The following is a 23,167-nucleotide window of genomic DNA, read 5'->3' on the forward strand; positions in this document are numbered from 1 at the left end:
TGCCGGGACTAAACACCTAACCACCCCGGACACAGCCCCCGAAACCCTGCATATGCGCAAGCTGTACCACGAAAGCTATGTCACCATTGCCCGCCCCAACCACCCCGCCATTCACGGGCAGATCGACCTTGAAACGTTTTGCGACCTTGATCACGTGATTGTTTCGCCAGAAGGCGGCGGGTTTTACGGCCCGGCGGACGATGCCCTGAAAGTGCTGGGGCATGAACGCCGAATATTGCTTTCTGCCCCGGGCTTCCTTGTGGTTCCCGAAATTGTTGCCCAAAGCGACATGATCGCCCTTGTTCCCGGCCGGGTTGCCGCCAACCGCCACGGCCGTTTGCAAATTTTGCCCCCACCCCTGCCAGTCCCGGGTTTTGACATGGCGCTGGTTTGGCATGACCGCACCACAACCCACCCGCTACATCGCTGGTTACGCGAACGCATTTACAAATTGTTGCGGACACCCGAACTGACATCATAAAAACAAAAAACCGAACCGGTCATTCATTTCCGGTTCGGTCATATTTATAAAATCAGGCTGCACGGCACCTTAAAACGGCCCATCAAGAACCAGTCCTCGCAGTTTATCAGGCACCAAGACCTTCAAACGTAATTTTGCCAATCGCCTTGCCCGATTCCAGCAATTCGTGCGCCTTGCGCAGGCTTTCCGGGCTAAGGCTGCCGTAATTTTCGGTGGCCGTTACCTGAATTTCACCTGCATCGACCATGGCCGCCACTTCCGCCAGCAATTTATGCTGTTCGATCATGTCCGGGGTTTGGAACATGGAACGGGTAAACATAAATTCATAGGAAAAGCTGGCTGATTTTGCCTTCAACAGATCAACGTTGTGAAGGTCCGAGGCCTCGGTGATGGAAGCAATCCGTCCTTGCGGGGCAACCAGATCACACATCACATCCCAATAATCATCGGTTTGCGAGGTGCAAAGAACATAATCAACTGTGGCAAAACCGGCACCTTCGAGTTGTTCTTTCAAAGGTTTGCGATGGTTAATCACATGATCGGCACCCATTTTGGTTACCCATGAAATGGTTTCCGGGCGCGACGCAGTGGCAACCACTTCAAGGCCGGCCAGTTTGGCCAGCTGAATGGCGATGGATCCCACTCCACCGGCGCCATTAATAATTAAAATGCTTTTGCCCTTATTGCCCTCAACATTGGTACGGTCAATGTTCATGCGGTCAAACATGGCTTCCCATGCCGTGATCGATGTCAACGGAAAGGCCGCCGCCGTGGCAAAATCCAGGCTTTTGGGTTTTAGCGCCACAATACGTTCGTCAACCAGCTGTAATTCACTGTTCGAACCCGGGCGCGTTACATCACCTGCATACCAAACTTCATCCCCGGCCTTAAACAGGGTGACATTTTCTCCCACGGCCTCAACCACACCTGCCGCATCCCACCCCAGTACCTTAAAATTACCGTCATCAGCTTTGCCCTTGCGAACCTTGAAATCAACCGGGTTCACCGCAACACCTTTAACCCGAACCAGAACATCGTGGCCTGCCGGGGTTGGCGTTTCAATTTCGGTTTGTTCAAACAGGGCTGCATCGGTTACCGGACGGGCAACTTTTAATCCAATGGCTTTCATTATCGTTCCTCCTTGCCGAGGTTTAATTTGCGAATGACAGAGTCCTAACGCATAATTATGGTAATGATAAGTACGCACAATTTTTGCATATAGTAACAATTTGTATACTAATGCAGTTTTCCGCCATTTATGGAGGCCCAATGTCCGATTTTGATTGCCCGCCCAATCACAGCCCCGGGTGCCCGGTCGAAGGAACGCTGACAGTTATTGGCGGAAAATGGAAAGGTGTTGTCCTCTATCATTTGCTGGACGGCACCAAACGCTTTAACGAACTGGGCCGCAAAATGCCGGGCGTTACCCAACGCATGTTAACCCGGCAATTACGCGAACTTGAACAGGACGGCCTGGTCAATCGCAAGGTTTATGCCGAGGTACCGCCGCGGGTTGAATACAGCCTGACCGCAAAAGGGGAAACGTTACGTGCCATTATTCTGGCGCTAAAAGACTGGGGGGAAACCCACGTTCCCTATTATGCCCCCGTTGCGGCAAACTCGGATCAGCCCGCATCAATGCCGGTTCCCAGGTCGAAGCAAGCCTCATCCGGTCGTAATTCGGCCACCTCGAAAAAGCGTCACAATGCCGGCGAAGGCGTTTTGTGAACCGCGACGTCGCGTGTCATTACAAAAAATGTTGGCTGACTAAAACCGGGATGCGTGCCATCACCCGTTATTGCGAACCCGCAGCGCATAAAAAAGCTAATATTACCCGCCAGTTCCTTGCGCACATGCAACCGCATCCGGGCGTTGCGACCTTTTTGCAAAACATGGTTAACGGCAGCATCAATTAACGCCCGGCCAATGCCCTTACCGTGATACGCCGGATCAACCGACATTTTATAAATATAGGCATCGTCGGGTGTTTCCTCGATCCAGACCTGCCCGACAATGACATGATCATTTTCGATATCGCGCGCAACAAGCACCATATCACGTTCAAATCGCCATTGCAGTTCGGCCTCGTCCACACGCGTTACCGAACTGGGCGGGTTCACGATACCATCCTGAAAGGCAAAGGCTGCTTTTAGAATACCTGTCAGGCGGTTAAAAACGGCGATATCAGGATTCAGCAACGGTGCAATTTCTAAATTGGTGGACATATTCTTTCCATTAAGCAAACTTGTAGACGCAAAATTTACGGAATTTGGCCCATGATATGGTCGAAAATTGAATTTATCGCGCCTTTTTTTGCTCCACCCTTGACGTGGCAGACTGATCACGTATGTTCCGCTCCATTGTTTCCCAGCCGGATTTGACGTCCTGATGCACAACTTTCTGGATTTCGAGAAGCCGATCGCCGAACTTGAAGGCAAGATCGAAGAACTCCGCCATTTGAGCGGCAATGATGATGAAGTCAACATTGCCGATGAAGTCGCGCGCCTGCAAGACAAGCTGACCAAATTGCTGCAAAGCACGTATGGTCGCTTAACGCCGTGGCAGAAAACCCAGGTTGCCCGTCATCCCGACCGCCCGCATTTTGTGGATTACGTTAAAAATCTTTTTGACGATTTCACACCATTGGCCGGTGACCGGCTTTATGGGGAAGACGAAGCCATCATTGGCGGCCTGGCCCGTTTGCGGGGGCGCAGCGTAATGGTAATTGGCCACGAAAAAGGCCGCGATACCGAATCGCGCGTAAAACACAATTTTGGCATGGCCAAACCCGAAGGTTATCGCAAGGCCATCCGCCTGATGCGTATGGCCGAACGGTTTAACATTCCGGTGATTACGCTGGTTGATACCGCCGGTGCCTTTCCTGGCGCCGACGCCGAAGCCCGCGGCCAGTCCGAAGCCATCGCCCGGTCGATTGAAACCTGCCTTGATATCAAGGTGCCACTGGTTTCCGTCATCATTGGTGAAGGCGGTTCGGGCGGGGCAATTGCGCTGGCGATTGCCAATACCGTACTGATGCTGGAAAATTCCATTTATTCGGTTATTTCACCCGAAGGCTGTGCCTCTATTTTGTGGCGTTCCGGCGACGAAGCCAAAACCGCCGCCGAAGCCTTGCGCCTTACGGCACAGGATCTGCATCAGCTTGGCGTGATTGACGATATCATCACAGAACCGCTGGGTGGCGCACAACGCGAACCCAAGAACGCCTGCAAACAGGTGGGTGATGCGATTGAAAAAGCACTGATCGAACTTTCCGGCCATGAAGGCGGTGTTTTAAAAGCCCGTCGTCGCGACAAGTTTCTGGAAATGGGCCGTCAGGGCCTGAACTGACGAACCCCAAAATACCTTGAATTTAAAACGGGCCGACACGCTTTGCGCTGTCGGCCCGTTTTATTTTCCCGAAACGGGTTACCGCGCCGCCATGATATATGTTGCTGTCGTGACGATCGCGGTTGAATACAACAGCCGAAAAACCGCTAACTTTTTGACAAATAACGAGTCTTGCGGATTATTGGTCAAATTGGCGCAAACACGCCCACCGGGTTAATAACCGCCACCCAAATTCGCTTAATCCCCGTCATAATTGGTAATTACACCGATATTATGTATCGCATAAACCTTGTCATCCCGATGATTCGCAACTTTCAGACCCGATATCACACGATACGTACAAATTTGAATAAATTAAGGTGGTTCTGAATAGGCTTCCTCGACTAAGATTTTGTCAAAGCAAGGGGAGTTGGGGAATGAAACTTACTTTTGCGGGATCAGGATCAGCGTTCTGTACTGCCGCAGATAATTTCCAAAGCAATATGATTTTGGAAACCAAGAATACCGAAACCGGCCAACTGGCCCGGTTGTTAATAGATTGCGGCACCGATGCGCGCCACGCGCTGCATCGCCTTGGGTTATGGCCAAAGGACTTTGAGGCCATTTATGTCAGCCATTTACATTCCGACCATATTGGTGGGCTGGAATGGATCGCCCTTAGCAATTATTTTATTTTTCGCCGCCATCGCATCGATCTTTATATGGTTGATGAGCTGATCGAACCGCTATGGGAACATAGTTTGCGCGGCGGCCTTGAAGTAAGCGACCACGGCAACAGCACTCTGGATACTTATTTCAATGTCAAACCCCTGTCGCAAAACGGCGCCTTTAACTGGCATAACGTTAAGTTGAATATTTTGCCCGTTGACCATATCGTCGCTAAAGAAGGAAAAATGCAGTCATTTGCGTTGATTGGTGAAACCAAATCGACATGCTTTTTCATTACAACAGATGCGATTTTCAATCCCGATGCCCATATGGCCCACTACCGCAAGGCTGACATCATTTTTCAGGATTGCGAACTGGGCCCGCGGTGGTCGGGTGTGCATGCACATTATGATCAGTTAAAAACGCTACCCGACGACATCAAAGCCAAAATGTGGCTTTATCACTATCCGGCCTATGCCAAACCCGATGCCGTTGCCGACGGCTTTTGCGGGTTTGTCGCACCGGGCCAAAACTTTGACCTGACCTGACCGCATGTGCCGGTCGGGCTTTGCAGTATAACGGGAAACGTGCATGCCGAATTCGGTATTTGCCTATATCTGGCGCCACAGCCGCTTTCAACAGATCGTGCTTTTGATCGTTACAGTGCTGTCTTTTCCGTTTCTGTACTATTCACTCGATCTGCCCAAAATGATCGTCAACCAGGCCATTGGCGGCGCGGGTGAACCGTTTGATATTTTGGGCGTCAAACTTGATCAGGTTGAATATCTGTTTGCACTCTCTGGCATTTTTCTGGCCCTGGTTTTTGTAAATGGCGGCTTCAAGTATTTTATCAACGTCTATACCGGCGTTATGGCCGAACGGCTTTTGCGCCGGATGCGTTATATCCTGTATGAACGCGTCCTGCGCTTTCCGCTGCCCCATTTTCGCAAAACCAGCCAGGGCGAAATTGTCTCCATGATTACGGCCGAAGCCGAACCCCTGGGTGGCTTTTTTGGCGAGGCATTCTCGCTGCCGGTATATCAGGGTGGCATTCTGGTAACGATATCGGCCTTTATCTTTATTCAGGACCCGTTAATGGGGCTGGCGGCTGTTTCGTTTTATCCATTACAGGGCTATCTGATTCCAAAACTGCAACGCCGGGTGAACAAACTTGGCAAGGACCGGGTGCAAAACATCCGTCGCCTGTCCGAACATATTGGCGACAGCGTAAGCGGTGCGACCGACATTCGTGCCCACAATACGCAGGGCTACGAACTTATGCGTTATACCCAGCGCATGGGACGTATTTTTGAAATCCGCAAGGAAATCTATTTCCGCAAATTCTTTATCAAATTCCTTAATAACTTTATCGCCCAGATCACGCCGTTTTTCTTTTACTCAATCGGCGGCTATCTGGTTATTGCTGGCGATTTGTCGTTTGGGGCACTGGTCGCAGCCCTTGCCGCCTATAAGGATATGTCGGCACCGTGGAAGGAACTTCTGGCCTATTACCAGCGCCTGGCCGATGCCCACATTAAATATGACCAGCTTTACGAACAGTTTGAACTGCCTGATCTGGACCAGGAACACGAACTGGTCGCCCCGGTGGCCGGGCATCTCAATAGCCCGATGGATGTATATGCCCTGTCATGGACGGACGATGACGGCACCCGGGTGGTTGAAAATGTGTCGTTCAACATGCCATTACCAGGCGCTGCCCTTCTGACTGGCACAGCAGACAGTGGCAAATCACATCTTGCCCGGTTGCTGGTACGCCTTATCACGCCAAGCGGCGGTCGCGTGCAATTTGCCGATGTTAATTCAGCACAGCTTCCCGCATCCTATCTGGGTCAGCGCACCGGATATGTCGGACCGGATTCATATCTGTTTCATGGCACCATATCTGACAATCTGCTCTATGGCCTGAAACACCGCCCACTGGCCGAACACCAGCCCGATGCAAACAACGACAATCCGGCCCTGACCGACGAAACACGCCATGCCAACGCCGCCCCCGAAGAAACAAAACTTTTGCCCCCGGCCCTGGTCGAAAAAATCGAACTGGCGTCCCCAACCGACCTTCCCGACCATCTGACAGCCGAAATGTTTGATGAAATCAAACGATCAGGCAATATCCCCTATGATCCGGGCGGGCAATGGATTGACTATGTTGGGCCTGGCTACGATTCCCTCGAACAGTTAAACGCCGAACTGTTAAGTCTTCTATCGGTTGTTCATCTGGATCGCGATATCTACCGGATCGGCCTGTTTCGGCGTATTGATCCGAAATTGCGCCCCAATCTGTCCAAGGCAGTATTGGCAGCACGCCCGCGCCTTAAGGAACTTCTTGCCAAACGCGGGCTGGCCGACCTTGTCGAACCTTTTGATATTAAAAACTACAATGACAACGCAACAGTCGGGATCAACCTGATTTTCGGCGTGCCGGTAAACCCGAATTATGAACGTCGCAACTTTTTGAACCACCCCTATTTTCAAAGCGTGTTACGCGATAACGGCCTGTATGAACCCATGATCAATATGGGCCGCAACATGCTGGAACTGATGATCGAACTGTTTACCGGCCTGCCGCCGGGGCATGAATTTTTTGATCGCTACAGCTTTATCTCGGCCGACGAACTTAGCGATGTCAAAAACATGCTGAAACGCATTGACGGCGTTGACGTTGGTAACATTCGTGAAGATGACAGGCTCCGCCTGCTTGAACTCGCCATGAATTTGACCCCGGCCCGGCACCGTTTGCGGGTGATGGACGATAATTTCCGCGATCTGGTTCTTAAAGCGCGGCCAAAATTCCACGAAAATATCCCCGAAGACCTTGCCAGCGAAATTGACTTTTTTGACGCCGATAACTACACCGCAGCGGCTTCTATCCTTGATAACCTGTTGTTTGGTCGCTTTGCCTATGGTCGTGCCCATTCCGAAGAACGCGTGGGCGAAGTTCTGTTTGAAATCGCCCGTGATGGCGGCTTGTATGAAGCCCTGATTGCACTGGGTCTTGAATCCGACGTCGGGGTGGGTGGCAGCCGGGTATCGCAAAGCCTGCGCCAGAAAATAACGCTGGTACGCGCCCTGATCAAAAACCCCGATATCCTGGTGGTTGACGAAGCCCTGTCCGCGCTTGATAACGAAACCCGCGATCAGGTTGTTGAATTTCTGACCAGCACAGCCAGCGAACGCAGTGTCATCTGGGTTGATGGTGCCGATATGCCAGGAGACCGTTTTTCAACCTGCCTGCACATGTCCAACGGCAAGCTAACCAAACGCGACAAACAGGACGACACCGCCGCCGATGCCCGGGGCGATGCAACCGCCATTACCGCCGAAACCGATACCGTCCCGGCCGAGGATGGCAGCATCGAGGAAGAAGTCCGGTTGCTGCGGACCATTCCGCTATTTTCCGCACTGGACCCAAATGTCATCAAACTGCTGGCATTTACCAGCCCGCGTCTTACCTATAAACGTGGCGAGGTTATCGTCAAACAGGGTGAACCGGGCGACGCCGCCTTTATCGTTATTTCGGGGCGCGGTGAAATCTGGCTTACAACGGACGAAGCCCAAACCCTGAAACTGCGCGATGTCGAACCCAAGGAAGTGATTGGCGAAATCGCCCTGTTGGTTGACCAGCCGCGATCTGCAACCATTCGCGTGGTCGAGGACATGACGGTTCTGAAACTTGATAAAGCCGAATTCCTTGGGCTTGTCCGCCAGGACCAGGCCGTATCTGTCCAGTTGTTGCGCGTTCTTGCCGAAAGACTGGACCTGACCACAAAACAGCTTACAAGCCGAGACCAGCCGAACCGATGAATAAAATTGCTGCCATACTGATTGCCGCCTTTGTCGCCATTGTCCTGATATTGGGTTTTGTTGCGATTATTGGCGGAAGCCTGGCGGGTGCACTTATGGTTGTTATCGGCATTCCTTTTGCCTTTCCCACCACCACAACCCTGTTATTCCTGGTTTTTATGGTATTAATCATTCGAACAGTTTTTGAACAACGGCGCAAACGCCGCGAAATAAAAAGCTGGCTGGATGACGACAACACCAAATAACCCGTAAAAATATATTACTTTCAAATTGTTAGACGTTTTCAGCCAACAGGGTTTTCATCAAATAGCCCGTACCGGCAGAAAAAACATCGTTTAAACGCCCCTTCCAGCCAAAAAAACCACACCAAATCGCCTTACCTTCGGTGACCTCCTCTGCGCCAATATTGTTAGTCTGCCATTAGTTCAACAGGCAGACCCGGCACATTATTGGCCGGGCCCGTTTTTAAGGAGGCTCCCATGACGGCACAATTGAAAGAACAGCGTTGTGTGTCGTTAAGCAATCTGACCGATTTGCGCTTGTTGCGCGAACACGCCTATATCGACGGGCGCTGGAGTTCGGCAGATAACCGTCAGGTCATCGAGGTGACAAACCCGTTTGACGGCAGCTTTCTTGGCACTGTACCCAATATGGGCGTTGCCGAAACCCGGCGTGCGGTAGAGGCCGCCCATAACGCCTTTCCGGCCTGGGCTGCGTTATTGCCACAAGAACGCGCCGGGCGGATGCGCCGCTGGTTTGAATTGCTGATCGAAAACAAGGAAGACCTTGCCCTGTTAATGACGCTCGAACAGGGAAAACCGATCAATGAATCGCGCGGTGAAATCGACTACGCCGCCAGCTTCATCGAATTTTACGCCGAAGAAGCCAAACGGGTGAATGTCGAAAGCATTTCATCGCACCTGCCCAATCGCGCCATGAGTATTCGTCGCGAACCGGTTGGTGTAACCGCCGCCGTTACCCCGTGGAATTTTCCTTGCGCCATGATCACGCGCAAGGCCGCTGCCGCCCTTGCCGCGGGCTGCACCATGATTGTGCGCCCCGCCACCGAAACCCCGTTTTCGGCCACCGCATTGGCCGAACTGGCCGAACGGGCCGGTATCCCGGCAGGCGTCTTTAACGTCATCACCGGCGACCCGAACCCGGTGGTTGGCGAGTTGTGTGGCAACCCGGTTGTGCGGGCATTGTCCTTTACCGGCTCAACCCAGATCGGGCGGCTGTTGCTGGCGCAAGGCGCGCAAACGGTTAAAAAAATGTCCATGGAACTGGGCGGGCATGCACCGTTCATTCTGTTTCCCGATGTGGATATGGACCAGGCCATTACCCACGCCATCGGGGCAAAATTTGCCACCAGCGGCCAGGATTGCCTGGCAGCGAACCGCATTTTTGTCCATCGCGATATTTATGATCAGTTCATCGCCCGTTTTGCCGATGCCATTGAAAAACTGCGCGTTGGCAACGGGCTGGACGAAGATTGCGATATTGGGCCGCTGATGCATGACCGCGCCGTTGCCAAATGTGCCGAACATGTTGAAGACGCCCGCGCCAAAGGGGCCCGGGTTGTGGTCGGTGGCAAACAACTGGGTGGTCTTTTTTATGCGCCGACCTTGCTGGCCGACGTCACCGATGACATGCAAATCTATCACGAGGAAACCTTTGGCCCTGTGGCCCCGGTTATCGTGTTTGACAGCGAAGACGAAGTCATCGCCAAAGCCAATGATAGCGAATATGGCCTGGCCGCCTATCTTTATACCAATGACCAGTCCCGTGCCAACCGGGTCGCCAATGCGCTTGAATACGGCATGGTTGCACTGAACTGTGTGAAAATCACCGGTGCGCCAATCCCCTTTGGCGGGGTCAAACAATCGGGCCTGGGCCGCGAAGGATCGCGCCACGGCATGGAAGAATTTACCGAACTTAAATATGTCTGCGCAGCGTTTTAAATGCTGGTAGTTCGCCCCACGACCTTGAACGGGAGAAGAAAATGAATGTGATTAAAAACAACACCGCCGAACTGCAAAAAATGGACCGGGCGCATTTCATGCATCCGTCAACGCATATGCGCCAGCATGCAGACGGTGAAACACCCAACCGCATCATCAATGGCGGCAAGGGCATTTACATTCATGACACCGAAGGCAAGGAAACCCTTGATGCCTTTGCCGGTCTGTATTGTGTCAATGTCGGTTATGGCCGCACCGAAATTGCCGATGCCATTTATGCCCAGGCCAAAGAACTGGCCTATTACCACACCTATGTTGGCCATGGTAACGAGCCGATCATTCGCCTGTCCGAACGCATTGTTAAAAGTGCGCCCGAAGGCATGCAGCGGGTTTATTATGGTATGTCCGGGTCGGATGCCAACGAAACCAACATCAAGCTGATCTGGTACTACAACAACATTCTGGGTCGCCCGGAAAAGAAAAAAATCATCTCGCGCTGGCGCGGTTACCACGGTTCGGGCATCATGACCGGCAGCCTCACCGGCCTTGCCACCTTCCACAATGCATTTGATTTACCCAAATCCCCTGTTCTGCACACCACCTGCCCGCATTTTTACTGGAATGCCGAAGCCGGTGAAACCGAAGAACAGTTCGCCAAACGCTGTGCTGATGATCTGGAAAAAATGATCCTGCGCGAAGGCCCCGAAACCGTTGCCGCCTTTATCGGCGAACCGGTTATGGGCACGGGCGGCATCATCACCCCGCCGAAAGGCTATTGGGCAGCCATTCAGGCTGTCTTGAACAAATACGATATTCTTCTGGTCGCCGACGAGGTTGTCACCGCGTTTGGCCGTACCGGCAGCTATTTCGGGTCCCAGCATTATGGCATCAAACCGGACCTGATCACGATTGCCAAAGGTGTGACATCTGGCTACCTGCCACTGTCGGGCGTTATTGTTGGCGAACGGGTCTGGAAAGTTCTGGAACAGGGTTCTGATAAAATGGGGCCGATCGGACATGGCTGGACCTATTCCGCCCACCCGGTTTGCGCGGCGGCTGCCAATGCCAACCTCGACATTGTTGACGGCGAAAACCTGACGGGCAATTCTGCCGAAACCGGTGGTTATTTCCAGAATCTGATGCAGGAAACCTTTGCAAACCATCCGCTGGTGGGTGAAGCGCGCGGTGTCGGCCTGATGGCCGCACTGGAATTTGTTGCCGACAAAGACAAAAAGGAACGCTTTGATGCGAACCTGAAAGTGGGTGCGAAGGTTTCAGCCGCCTGCCTGGAACGTGGCATGATCGCCCGTGCCATGCCGCATGGCGATATCCTGGGCTTTGCCCCGCCGCTTTGCATCACCAAGGCTGAAATCGACAAGGTTGTTGATATTGCCAAACAGGCAGTCGATGCCGTTACCGACGAACTGGCAGCCAAATAAGCAGGTTTTCAAAAGAATACTTTTCCAAAACAGCTCCTCGTCCTTATGGGCCGAACCCTGTGTTCGGCCCTTCTTTTTTGGCTAAAAATGCTGCTGTGCAACCCGATTACTTTCGCAGCGCACTATACCAAAGAAAAGCATGGTAAATACCAACGGATAATCCCCTAAGCACCTGATGTTGAATGTACATTAAAATTTAATTGTATAAATTTTAAATTAAAACCAACTATACTTACAGAACAAAAAATATACGAATATTGGGACGCAAACCATCTAACTTGCCAAGCGAAATGGACTCGAAATGGCCAATTTACCCCGCCTATGCTGGAGAGTTGCGGCATGTCTTGCTTTTCTTGAAATGCTTTTTAGCCTGCAACCATTTATTACAGGTTTGGCAACAGACACCCTGTTGCCTGGCACCCATTACCTTAACCTTACAGGCTGGATCGGACTTGCCCTTTACGGCACTTATTACCGCATCAGCCGGCGTCATTTTGATGGCCTGGACAAATTACAGGTAGTCCTGGCTATCATCGGCACGCTTACGCTCGCTGTTGGCACAACGATTGCCAATATCGGCGGTCCATCCACAGCAATGCTGTTTGGCATTGCCATCCAGTTATGTGGTATGGCGCTGTTTGCCTATATTACCATCAAACGGCCCTTGCCCATGCTGGCCGTCTAGGGCGCATTTATGCCCATCTATATAAAATGCAGCAGGGCCTTTGGTGCCCCTGGCGGAATATTGTGCCGAAGTTATCGGGCTGATCGCCACGGAAAACCATTCCAATGGCGAAATTCCGGTCCACGCGACAAAGCGCGCCGCTTTACCGACCGGGATGACACACAGGAAGAATTTTTAGCGGCCATAAACCCCGGCTGAACCAGTCTTGATGGATAAACCCGCAGAGCGAGGTCTCAATGCAAGACTGGAACCACACCATGGGGCAGCATCGCATTCAGCCGTCAACTGTAAGCCGCTAAAAGAAGGCAAATAAAAACCCCCGCAGAAAACTGCGGGGGTTTGAATGTGACGGTTATAAACCGCAACTGACAAAGAATTACATCTTGCCCATTTCTTCTTCTTTTTTAGCGATTTCATCGCGCAAATCGCCAAGAACCTGTTTGGTGTCGCCACCAACTTCTTTTACCAGATTGTCGCCAACACTTTTCGATGCTGCTTCAAATTTGGCGCGCTGATCGGCGTCAAGTTTAATGACCTTGATGCTCGGCTTGGCTTTCTTGATTTTATCAAGCGCCTTTTCGTTCAGGTCTGCCTGGGCCTTGAAGATATAATCATCAAGTTCCGATTTTACGTCTTTCAGCAATTCCTTGCGTTCATCCGACAGGCCTTTATAGAAAGCGTCGTTGGTGACCACAGTGGTGGTATATTGCTGCTGACCAGCATAAATCAGATAATCGGTGACTTCGTAAAACTTGGCGCTTTCGATGAAGAAAATCGGGTTCACCTGGGCGTCGATCACGCTGGTTTGCAAACCGGAATACACTTCGCCCCACGGCAATGCGACCGGATCAGCACCAAATGACTTATAGCTGTCAATCAGGATCGGCGAGGTCATCACGCGAAATTTGACACCGTCAAAATCCTTCGGCGTTTCGACTTTTTTCTTCGTGGTCCATACCATTTCCCCTTCGGGATACATGGTATAAAGTTTCAGGCCCTTGCTTTCGAAATCCTTGGAAAGGCCCTTATAAATCGTCGGGCTTTGCGACAGGATTTCCTTATTCACGTCATTGTTTTGCGACAGCAAATAAGGAACGCCGAAGACCTGAATTTCAGGAACAAAGGTGCCAAGATGGCCTGGCGATGCATTCGAGAACTGAATGGCCCCTGAAGCAGTCAGTTCGGTAATATCGTTTTCAGTCCCAAGCTGGCCATAGGTGTAGATGGTGACATCAACATCACCGCCACTTTTTTCCTCGACCAGTTCCTTGAACTTCTGGGCGTATAAATCCTGGACATCGCCCGTGCTTTCTTCGATGGCGAATTTCCATTCCTCCGCATGCACGGTCATTGCCGTACCTGCAACCGCAAAAACAGCTGCGGCAGACAGGGTCGCCTTGAAGAGCTTTGTCAAACTCATTACAGAAGTCTCCCTTGTTGGGCCGCTACAACCCTGCGTCCTCACAAGATCGGCGGCGGTTAGATTGATACGTCGTGTGTTTGAACGTTTGGAGTTTTGAAATGTTCCTGCATCAGGTCAATGAACGTTTTGTGTCATGACAAAAATACAAACGACCCTACCCAAAATACCCTCGGCCATGTTAGGGTGCCGACAAAACGGATGGGTGGAACGAGCAACATGTGGCTACCGACGACAGATCTGAGTGGCGACACAGGCCCTAAATACAAGGCACTGGTCGAAGCAATCATCACGGATATCGAGTCCGGGCGCTTGCGCCACGATGTCCGAATGCCAACACATCGCGATCTGGCATATCATTTGAAAGTCAGCGTTCAAACCGTCAGTGCTGCTTACAAGGAAGTGGAAAGACAGGGTTATTTACGATCCGAGCGACGCCGCGGCACCTTTGTCCAGGCCCGCCTGACGGACCGTGCATCGTCCTTTATCCTTGATAACCGCCAGCCCGACCTGATCGACCTTTCCATTGTTCGTGCCGCCTATACCGATTTTCACAATGACCTGTCACGCCAGATGCACCGCCGCCTGGCCGAAGACCCCCACCACCCGTGGATGGAAAGCTGCCGCCCTGTTGCGGGGTTTGATTACCACCGTGAAGTGGGCGTGAAATGGTTGGCAGGCATGGGTCTTTCCGCCGAACCGTCACAAACAATTGTTACCAATGGGGCCGCCCAGGGCATTTTCATCGCCCTGGCATCCATCGTGCAACCTGATGATGTTGTCCTGACTGAAAGCCTGACCGATCATGGTGTTATCGGCACGGCCAGTGTGCTGCGGTTTAAACTTGGTGCCCTTCCAACCGACGATGAAGGCATCCTGCCCGAAGCATTTGAACGTGAATGCCAGCAACGCGCCATCCGCGCCCTGGTTGTCACCCCGGTTTACACCAACCCGACCAATTGCCTGATGGGGCTGGAACGTCGTAAACGCATTGCCGAAATTGCCAGCCAGCATGGCGTTTACGTAATTGAAGATGATGTTTACCGCCCGCTTCTGGAACAAAACCTGCCCCCGATCACCAGCTTTTTGCCACAACTGGGTTTTCACATTTCCAGCCTGACCAAAATTGTCATGCCGGGCCTTAGAACCGGGTATCTTGTTGTGCCCAAACACCTTTCGATTCGCGCGAGCAGTGTGCTTCGTGTCACCGGATGGATGGGCACCCCCCTGATCGCCGAGATGGGCGCACGCTGGATTGAAGACGGAGTGGTAGCACAGGCCGTAACCGTGCAGCGCGCCCTGATGCGTGAACGACAAAGCCTGGTCGCCGAGATTTTGGGTGATGCCGTTGTACGCCATCACCCCACATCATTGTCAGCCTGGGTCCGCATCCCCGAACACTGGCAAGAGGAATGGTTTGCCTCGGAATTGCGGAAAAACGGGGTCGCTGTGACCATTTCCGACCCGTTCATGACGGTCAAGGTCAAACGCCCGAATGCCATTCGCGTATGTGTTGGTGGTGCCATCGATACACCAAGCCTGCATCGGGGCCTGATGCAGATCCGCCATACCATGGAACAAATGCCCGGCGTTCACGCGTTCGATGTCATGTATTGATTTTGTCATGACACAAAAATTTCATTGAACCGTTCAATAGCGTTTCTATTCTGACCTTCTGGCGCGAAGCAGACTGATATCTGTGGGAGGGAACCGTTCGTATAGTCACGCGTTCCAAATGAATGTCTCGCACGCGCATCAAGGAGGTCGTATGTCTGGATCGAACGGAGAAGCGCCGGTAGAATCTCGCACGGCGCTATATGTGCTTAGAAAAATCGACGACTGGCTATCGGTCATCGAACGGCAATTGCTCGGCTGGAGCATCATCATCATGGCAATCAACACGGTTGCCAACGTTATTGCCCGGCTGGGTTTCAGTTCCAGCCTGTTTTTTTCCGAAGAACTTAATACCTTCCTGATCATTCTGGTGACCTTTGTCGGCATATCGGAAGCGGCACGAATGGGGCGTCATATTCGCATGTCGGCCTTTTCCGACATGCTGGGACCGGTTGCCAGCAAGGTTCTGATGATCATTGTTACGCTGGGTACAGCAACATTGCTGTTTATTCTGGCATATTATTCCATCGATTATGTGGCCGGACTGATCAAAACCAACCGCCTGACCCCGTCGCTTCGCATTCCGATGTATCTGACGGTTCTTGTCGTGCCCTTCGGTCTGACTGTGACCGGTATCCAGTTCGTTCTTGCTGCCCTGACCAATATATTCAAGCCGGGTGTCCACCTGTCTTACCGGGTCGAGGATACGTATGACGACAACCTTGATACGCATTTGTAAGGGGGCGGGAAAACAATGGATTTAGGTACAACAATTATTGTCGTCATGCTGGGCCTTTTGTTGCTCGGCTTTCCCATGATGGTTCCCCTTGCATCGGCCAGTGTCATCGCCTTTGCGTTTTTCATGCCCATCCCCCATCAGATCATCATTCAGCAAATGGTCAGCGGCATTAGCCCGGTCGCCCTGATCGCGGTGCCGATGTTTATTTTTGCTGCCGATATCGTCACCAAGGGCCACACCGCCAGCCGCCTGATCGACCTTGCCATGACGTTTGTCGGGCATATGCGCGGCGGGCTTGCTGTCACAACGGCTCTTGGTTGCACCCTTTTTGGGGCGGTTTCGGGGTCCACCCAGGCAACCGTGGTGGCCATGGGCGGGCCGCTACGCCCAAAAATGCTGGAAGCTGGCTATAAAGACAGCTTCACCATGGCCTTGATCATTAATGCCAGCGATATCGCCTTTCTGATTCCGCCGTCGATCGGCATGATCGTATTCGGCGTGGTCGGCAAGGTTTCGATTGGCGAATTGTTCATCGCCGGTATTGGCCCGGGCATTTTGATCCTGCTTTTGTTTTCGGCCTATTCGGTCTGGTATGCAAAGGCCAACGATATCCCGACCATTCCACGTCGCACATGGCTGGAACGGGGCAAGGCCGTTATCAATGCCGGCCCGGCCATCATGTTTCCGGTTCTGATTGTCGGCGGGATTTATCTGGGCTGGGTCAGCCCGACCGAGGTAGCCGCCGTTTCGGTGATTTACGCGATCATCCTGGAAGTGCTGATCTTCCGGTCGGTGAAATGGCACGAATTACTGCATATCGCCCGTTCAACCGGCCTGATCACCGCTGTGGTTTTCATTCTGGTGGGTGCTGGCACAACATTTTCGTTTGTCATTTCCTTTGCCCAGATCCCGCAGGCCGTGATTGGCGCGCTGGCCCTTGATAGTGCCGGTCCCTACACCATCCTGTTTGCCATCTCGATTGCCTTTTTCATCGGCTGCATGTTTGTCGACCCGATTGTGGTTATTCTGGTCCTGACGCCGATCTTCATGCCGCTGGTCAATAATGCCGGGATCGACCCTATTCTGGTTGGTACCCTTGTGACCTTGCAGGTGGCTATCGGCTCGGCCACGCCGCCATTTGGCTGTGACATCTTTACCGCCATTGCCATATTCAGGCGACCTTATGCCGAAGTCATCAAAGGGACACCGCCCTTTATCTGCATGTTGCTTTTGGTTGCGGTCTTGCTGATTTTCTTCCCGCAAATTGCAACCTTCCTGCCCGAAACCGCCTTTCGCTAGGCATCCTGCCAGCCCCGGTGCCTGCACCGGGGCTGGTCGGAAAACTGGCAACCCCGGCTTTGGACACAGCGTTATCGTTTTTTGACGGAGCATACCCCCGATGTCAGCCATTACCGACATCACGCCAGAGCTGGTTAATCTAAGCTACAAACCCGACCCGGTTGCCCCGGCAGGCCGGATCGGGTTAATTACCCTGGCAACAGATTTTAACAGCGAAGACGACTTACGCCGTATTTTACCCGCTGATATTGGTCTGTTCACCACTCGCATTGCCAATGCCAACCCGATCACGGTCGATAGCCTGCGCGCAATGGCCGACGATTTGCCGCGTGCCGCACGCACCATTTTGCCCGGCTTTGGCGTCGATGTAGCGATTTTTGGCTGTACGTCAGGTACTGCCGTCAATGGATCAGACCGCATCAGTGCCTTGATCCGCGAAGGCCTGCCCGGTTGCAAGGTCACCAATCCGCTTTTGGCATCGCAATATGCGCTGCGTGCCGTTGGCGCAAAAAAAATTGCCATCGCTGCCCCCTATATCCTTGATGTCACCGCAACCGTGGCACAGGGCATTGCCCAACAAGGGTTCGAGATAACACGGGTTTTGGGATTTGGCCTTGAAAACGACCCGGATATGACAGCCATTCCGCCCGATGCCTTGCTGGCAGCAGCCTTGCAGGCTAACTCCGACGATGCGGATGCTGTTTTTATATCCTGCACGGCCATTCGGGCGGCAGAAATTGCACAGCGCGCAGAAAAACTGTTGGGCAAACCCGTGATTACCAGCAATCAGGCTTTGATCTGGCATGCCCTGCATCTGATGGACTATCAAAACCCGGTCACAGGCTTTGGCAGCCTGTTTGACCACACGCCACCCACCGCCAGTTAAACGAGGTCGCAATGAAAAAGCCGATAACGCTTGGCGATATCCTTGCTGCCCGCAAACGCATCGCCGGGCATGTCATTCACACGCCACTACGCCCCAGCCAAAGCCTGAGCGACCATGTTGGCACCCCCGTCTGGATCAAATGCGAACATCAGCAATATACCGGCAGCTTTAAGCTGCGTGGTGCTGCGAATGCCGTTTTAAACCTGACAGACGATCAGAAAGCCAAGGGTGTTGTTGGTGTTTCCACCGGCAATTATGGCCGTGCGCTAGCCAATGCGGCGCGTAATGCCGGTGTCCGCGCAGTTATCTGCATGTCGGAACTGGTCCCGAAAAACAAGGTCGAGGGTATTCGTGCGCAGGGCGCTGAAATTTGCATTTCCGGCAAATCCCAGGACGAGGCACAAAAAGAGGTCGACCGTCTGGTAAATGACGACGGCATGACGATGTTGCCGCCGTTCGATCATGCCGACATTATTGCGGGTCAGGGGACCCTGGGCGTCGAGGTGCTGGAACAATTGCCCGATGCCGAAACCCTGCTGGTGCCGCTTTCGGGCGGCGGGCTTCTGGCCGGTGTGGCGCTGGCGGCAAAATCGATCAACCCTGCCATTCGTGTGGTCGGCATTTCGATGGAACGTGGCTGTGCCATGATCGAAAGCCTGCAGGCAGGCAAACCGACATCGGTTCGCGAATGGCCCAGCCTGGCCGATAGCCTGGGCGGTGGCATTGGCGAAAACAACCAGTATACCTTCGATATGTGCGCCGATTTGACCGACGATTTCGTTTTGGTCAACGAGGCCCAAATCGCCGATGGTATTCGGGCCGCCTATGTCGATGACCAGCAAGTGATTGAAGGCGCCGCTGCCGTTGGCATTGCAGCACTGCGCGCCAGATTGATCGACAATCCCGGCAGAACCGTGGTGTTAAGCACGGGTTGCAACATCGATATGAGCCTGCATCGCCGCATTATCGGTGGCGAGGATGTCGACCTTGCAAACGAGGCCGAACAGGATAGCCCCACCTCAGAGGGAGCATAACCATGCCAACCATCCGTATCCTGACAGAAACAGATTTACGTACTGTCATTTCGCTGGATGTTGACGCAATTGATTGTGTGCAAAACGCCTTTCATGCGCTGGCAACGCGGGATGTCAGAATGCCGCCAATCCTCCGGCTTGATATCGACGATTATAATGGCGAGGTCGATGTCAAAACCGCCTACGTCCCCGGTGTTGACAGCTTTGCCATCAAAATCAGTCCCGGTTTTTTTGACAATCCGAAACTGGGGCTGCCATCTGTCAACGGCCTGATGAACCTGTTTTCCGCCAAAACCGGCTTGCTTGAAGCTGTTATGCTCGATAATGGCTATCTGACCGATATTCGCACGGCCGCGGCAGGAGGTGTTGCCGCCCGCCATCTGGCGCGCGAGAATGCCAAACATGCCACTATTTTTGGCACTGGCGTTCAGGCCCGTTTACAGTTAACCGCGCTAACACTGGTACGCCCCGTAACATCGGCGACCATTTGGGGCCGCGACATTGCCAAGGCGGAAAAAACCGCCCGTGAGCTTAGCCGTGATTTGAACATCGCGGTGCGTGCCACCGATAATGGTGCAGAGGCCTGCGCAAATGCCGATATCATTGTGACAACTACACCGGCGCGAAGCCCCGTGTTACAGGCGGACTGGGTTAAACCCGGCACCCATGTAACGGCAATGGGGTCCGATGCCGAACATAAAAACGAAATTGACCCTGCCCTGATCGGGCAGGCTGATCTTTATGTCTGCGACAGCACCGCACAATGCCGTATTCTTGGCGAACTTCACCATGCCATTGATGCCGGCCTGATCGATGCCAACAGCAGCCAGACGGAACTGGGTCAGGTTATTGCCGGTTCTGCGACGGGGCGCAGCGACGCCCGGCAAATCACGCTTTGCGACCTGACCGGTACAGGTGTCCAGGACACCGCAATCGCCACCCTCGCCCGGCAAAGATGCGATGCATCCGGTGCCGGCACCGAGATCGTTTCCTGATTAGGGCCTTGCCCTGCTTTGGAGGCCTGCAATGAGCCAGGTTGAACTGAATTTCACGCGCGACGAATATGCCGTGCGGCTTGATAAAACCAAAAAAGCCATGGTGGAAAAGGGGATTGATCTGTTGATCGTCACCGATCCGTCAAACATGGCCTGGCTAACCGGTTACGACGGCTGGTCGTTCTATGTGCATCAATGCGTTTTAATCCCGATAGAGGATGATCCGATCTGGTATGGCCGGTCGCAAGATTCAAACGGGGCCAAACGCACCGTTTACATGACCCATGACCGGATCATTCCCTATCCTGACTATTTCGTGCAAAACACGACCCACCATCCGATGGATTATCTGTCGGAAATTATTGAATCGCGTGGGTGGGGCACACGCAATATCGGGGTCGAGCTGGATAACTATTATTTTTCGGCACGCTGCTATCTGCAACTGCAAACCCATTTGCCCAATGCGACCTTCAAGGATGCAACCGCCCTTGTGAACTGGCAACGTGCGGTAAAATCCGAACAGGAAATTTTCTACATGCGCCAGGCTGCGCGCATTGTGGAAAACATGCACGAACGCATTATCGAAATCGTCGAACCGGGCATGAAGAAAAACGAACTCGTCGCCGAAATCTATCGTACCGGCATTGTCGGTGTAGAAGGCATTGGCGGCGATTACCCGGCCATCGTGCCATTATTGCCATCGGGTGTGGATGCCAGCGCCCCCCACCTGACATGGGACGACAAACCGATCCCCAATAATGCCGGCACATTCTTTGAAATTGCCGGTTGCTATAAACGCTATCATGCGCCGCTGTCGCGTACGGTTTATCTTGGCGAACCGGACCAGCGGTTTCTCGATGCCGAAAGTGCGCTGATCGAAGGGTTGCAGGCCGGGCTTGAGGCCGCAAAACCCGGCAATGTTTGCGAAGACATCGCCAAGGCATTTTTTGGTGTATTGCAAAAATTCGGCATAGAAAAAGACAGCCGCTGTGGCTATCCCATCGGCCTTTCCTATCCGCCGGACTGGGGCGAACGCACCATGAGCCTGCGGCACGGGGATCGCACCGTGCTTGAACCTGGCATGACGTTCCATTTCATGCCGGGCCTGTGGTTTGAAGACTGGGGTATTGAAATTACCGAAAGCCTGATGATCACGGAACACGGGTCCAAAACCCTGACCAACTTCCCGCGCCAGCTGTTTGTGAAAAACTAATCTTTTACACAGCACGCACGGACGGATAAACAAGGGTTGCCGAGGGTCGCGGCAACCCTGCATTTTCATTCAAGGATACGGCCAATGACACACGCATCGCCCATTACCCCGACCATCCCGCTAGATACCGACGGGGTTTTTCACGGCTTTTTAAAGCTGCCCTATTCGCGTGACGATTCCGCATGGGGCGCTGTCATGATCCCCATCACTGTCATCAAAAACGGTACAGGCCCCACCGCCCTTTTAACCGGTGGCAATCACGGCGATGAATATGAAGGTCCGGTTTCACTGTTCAAACTGGCCGCCAGCCTTGCCGCCACCGAAATTTCGGGCCGCATCATCATTTTGCCGGCGATGAACTATCCGGCGTTTAAAAATGCCTCACGCACATCACCCATCGACAAGGGCAACCTTAACCGCACTTTCCCCGGCCGCCCCAACGGCACGGTAACCGAAAAAATTGCCGACTATGTTCTGCGTTATCTGGTGCCCGAGGCTGACCTTGTGCTGGATATGCATTCGGGCGGCAAAACACTGGATTTTGTGCCCTTTGCTGCGGTTCACGTTCTGCCTGATAAAAAACAGGAAGCGGCCTGCGTTGCCGCGATGCAAGCCTTTGGCGCGCCCTATTCGATGATGATGCTGGAACTTGACAGTGTTGGCATGTTTGACACCGTGGTCGAAGAAGCCGGTAAAACCTTTGTCACCACCGAACTGGGCGGCGGCGGATCGACCAGTGCCGAACGGGTTGCCATTGCGGATCGCGGGGTGCGCAATTTACTCATCCATGCCGGTATCGTTTCGGGCGAGATTGAACAACCAGAACAGACCGTTATGCTGGATATGCCCGATGGAAGCTGTTTCGTTGCCAGCGAAAATACCGGCCTGTTTGAACCCTGCGTTGATTTGGGCGAAACCGTAAAGGCAGGCGACATTATTGCCCGTATTTACGACACCGAGCGCACCGGTGTTCCCGCCACGGTTTATACAGCACCACGCGGCGGCATTTTGGCCTGCCGCCATTTCCCCGGGCTGATCAAAACCGGCGACTGCCTTGCTGTCATTGCTGATGTGGTGCCTGCATGATCCGGCTTGATGAACAGGATCTGAAGATCTTGCTCACGCTGCAACGCGAAGGGCGCATTACCAAGGTCAAACTGGCCGAGGCAGTGAACCTTTCGCCAAGCCCATGCTGGGAACGGTTAAAACGACTGGAAGATCTGGGCGTGATTTCGGGCTATCATGCCCGGATCAATCTGGAAGAACTGGCCCGCCCTACGCTGGTTATGACGGAAGTAACCCTGCGCCATCATCAGCACGAGGATTTCGCCACCTTTGAACGCGCCGTTCAGGATATCCCCGAAATCATCGAATGTTTTGCCCTGGGCGGCGGCGTTGATTACATGCTGAAAATTCTGTGCCGCGATGTTGATTCCTATCAGCGATTAATCGACCGTTTGTTGATCGCGGGCATAGGGATCGATCGATATTTCACCTATATCGTTACCAAAAAGGTGAAATTCACACCCGATCCCCCGCTAGAATCGCTTATCGATCAGCCCAAACGGCAAAAATAACAT

The 23,167-nt window shown here is 52.9% G+C and carries 21 protein-coding genes; 18 read left to right on the forward strand and 3 right to left on the reverse strand.

The genetic code is table 11. From position 1 onward, the window contains the following. The coding region (locus tag THS27_RS19920; protein ID WP_246833043.1) for a LysR substrate-binding domain-containing protein at window positions 1-481 on the forward strand (481 nt) is incomplete at its 5' end. A gap of 106 nt (window positions 482-587) precedes the next feature. Here THS27_RS19920 and THS27_RS19925 read toward each other — a convergent pair. Further along, entirely contained in the window at window positions 588-1,610 is a 1,023-nt protein-coding gene (locus THS27_RS19925; protein ID WP_085593822.1) for a zinc-binding alcohol dehydrogenase family protein, read from the reverse strand. A gap of 140 nt (window positions 1,611-1,750) precedes the next feature. Between THS27_RS19925 and THS27_RS19930 the strand changes: the two genes are divergently transcribed. Further along, window positions 1,751-2,209: a helix-turn-helix domain-containing protein gene (locus THS27_RS19930; RefSeq protein ID WP_085593823.1), complete on the forward strand. Its 459-nt coding sequence runs from the start codon at window positions 1,751-1,753 to the stop codon at window positions 2,207-2,209. Here THS27_RS19930 and THS27_RS19935 read toward each other — a convergent pair. Next, complete coding sequence (locus tag THS27_RS19935) at window positions 2,182-2,706, reverse strand: GNAT family N-acetyltransferase (protein ID WP_085593824.1); 525 nt, start codon at window positions 2,704-2,706, stop codon at window positions 2,182-2,184. The two genes, THS27_RS19930 and THS27_RS19935, sit on opposite strands and share 28 nt — an antisense overlap. Before the next feature lie 163 nt (window positions 2,707-2,869). Between THS27_RS19935 and THS27_RS19940 the strand changes: the two genes are divergently transcribed. The 7 genes from THS27_RS19940 to THS27_RS19975 all read left to right on the forward strand — a co-directional run bounded on the left by THS27_RS19940 (window position 2,870) and on the right by THS27_RS19975 (window position 12,387). Beyond that, the gene (locus THS27_RS19940; protein WP_085593825.1) at window positions 2,870-3,829 is read left to right on the forward strand and encodes an acetyl-CoA carboxylase carboxyltransferase subunit alpha; all 960 of its coding nucleotides are present in this window, start codon (window positions 2,870-2,872) and stop codon (window positions 3,827-3,829) included. Window positions 3,830-4,245: 416 nt separating this feature from the next. Beyond that, window positions 4,246-5,025 carry an MBL fold metallo-hydrolase gene (locus THS27_RS19950; protein WP_085593827.1) on the forward strand — a complete coding sequence of 260 codons (780 nt, stop codon included), beginning with the start codon at window positions 4,246-4,248 and terminating at the stop codon, window positions 5,023-5,025. Window positions 5,026-5,068: 43 nt separating this feature from the next. Continuing rightward, on the forward strand, window positions 5,069-8,302 hold the full coding sequence (locus THS27_RS19955; RefSeq protein ID WP_085593828.1) for an ABC transporter transmembrane domain-containing protein: 3,234 nt from the start codon (window positions 5,069-5,071) through the stop codon (window positions 8,300-8,302). Continuing rightward, complete coding sequence (locus tag THS27_RS19960; protein ID WP_085593829.1) at window positions 8,299-8,547, forward strand: hypothetical protein; 249 nt, start codon at window positions 8,299-8,301, stop codon at window positions 8,545-8,547. The genes THS27_RS19955 and THS27_RS19960 overlap by 4 nt, the downstream gene beginning before the upstream one ends. Before the next feature lie 234 nt (window positions 8,548-8,781). Beyond that, window positions 8,782-10,263, forward strand: coding sequence for an NAD-dependent succinate-semialdehyde dehydrogenase (locus THS27_RS19965; RefSeq protein ID WP_085593830.1), 1,482 nt, complete (start codon window positions 8,782-8,784; stop codon window positions 10,261-10,263). Window positions 10,264-10,304: 41 nt separating this feature from the next. Continuing rightward, window positions 10,305-11,702, forward strand: coding sequence for an aspartate aminotransferase family protein (locus THS27_RS19970; protein ID WP_085593831.1), 1,398 nt, complete (start codon window positions 10,305-10,307; stop codon window positions 11,700-11,702). 301 nt (window positions 11,703-12,003) lie between these two features. Further along, entirely contained in the window at window positions 12,004-12,387 is a 384-nt protein-coding gene (locus THS27_RS19975) for a hypothetical protein (protein WP_139835678.1), read from the forward strand. A gap of 376 nt (window positions 12,388-12,763) precedes the next feature. Here THS27_RS19975 and THS27_RS19980 read toward each other — a convergent pair whose 3' ends face one another. Further along, the gene (locus THS27_RS19980) at window positions 12,764-13,807 is read right to left on the reverse strand and encodes a DctP family TRAP transporter solute-binding subunit (protein WP_085593833.1); all 1,044 of its coding nucleotides are present in this window, start codon (window positions 13,805-13,807) and stop codon (window positions 12,764-12,766) included. A gap of 219 nt (window positions 13,808-14,026) precedes the next feature. Here THS27_RS19980 and THS27_RS19985 point away from each other — a divergent pair, with 219 nt between their 5' ends. The 9 genes from THS27_RS19985 to THS27_RS20025 all read left to right on the forward strand — a co-directional run bounded on the left by THS27_RS19985 (window position 14,027) and on the right by THS27_RS20025 (window position 23,164). Then, a complete protein-coding gene (locus THS27_RS19985; RefSeq protein ID WP_085593834.1) occupies window positions 14,027-15,424 on the forward strand; it encodes a PLP-dependent aminotransferase family protein in 1,398 nt (465 codons plus the stop codon). A 151-nt stretch (window positions 15,425-15,575) separates the two neighbouring features. Further along, window positions 15,576-16,160, forward strand: coding sequence for a TRAP transporter small permease (locus THS27_RS19990; protein ID WP_168184954.1), 585 nt, complete (start codon window positions 15,576-15,578; stop codon window positions 16,158-16,160). Between the two features lie 15 nt (window positions 16,161-16,175). Then, entirely contained in the window at window positions 16,176-17,459 is a 1,284-nt protein-coding gene (locus tag THS27_RS19995; protein WP_085593835.1) for a TRAP transporter large permease, read from the forward strand. Window positions 17,460-17,559: 100 nt separating this feature from the next. Then, entirely contained in the window at window positions 17,560-18,345 is a 786-nt protein-coding gene (locus THS27_RS20000; RefSeq protein WP_085593836.1) for an Asp/Glu racemase, read from the forward strand. Between the two features lie 11 nt (window positions 18,346-18,356). Further along, on the forward strand, window positions 18,357-19,379 hold the full coding sequence (gene eutB, locus THS27_RS20005; protein ID WP_085593837.1) for a hydroxyectoine utilization dehydratase EutB: 1,023 nt from the start codon (window positions 18,357-18,359) through the stop codon (window positions 19,377-19,379). 2 nt (window positions 19,380-19,381) lie between these two features. Continuing rightward, the gene (locus tag THS27_RS20010; protein ID WP_085593838.1) at window positions 19,382-20,374 is read left to right on the forward strand and encodes a cyclodeaminase; all 993 of its coding nucleotides are present in this window, start codon (window positions 19,382-19,384) and stop codon (window positions 20,372-20,374) included. A 31-nt stretch (window positions 20,375-20,405) separates the two neighbouring features. Then, on the forward strand, window positions 20,406-21,587 hold the full coding sequence (gene doeA / locus THS27_RS20015) for an ectoine hydrolase DoeA (protein ID WP_085593839.1): 1,182 nt from the start codon (window positions 20,406-20,408) through the stop codon (window positions 21,585-21,587). A gap of 84 nt (window positions 21,588-21,671) precedes the next feature. Then, window positions 21,672-22,673: a N(2)-acetyl-L-2,4-diaminobutanoate deacetylase DoeB gene (gene doeB, locus THS27_RS20020; protein ID WP_085593840.1), complete on the forward strand. Its 1,002-nt coding sequence runs from the start codon at window positions 21,672-21,674 to the stop codon at window positions 22,671-22,673. Then, window positions 22,670-23,164, forward strand: a complete 495-nt coding sequence (locus THS27_RS20025; RefSeq protein ID WP_085593841.1) for an Lrp/AsnC family transcriptional regulator — start codon at window positions 22,670-22,672, stop codon at window positions 23,162-23,164. Before doeB ends, THS27_RS20025 begins: the two co-directional genes overlap by 4 nt. Window positions 23,165-23,167: the final 3 nt, after the last annotated feature.

This window comes from Thalassospira sp. MCCC 1A01428 (assembly GCF_002115825.1).
Classification (GTDB): domain Bacteria; phylum Pseudomonadota; class Alphaproteobacteria; order Rhodospirillales; family Thalassospiraceae; genus Thalassospira.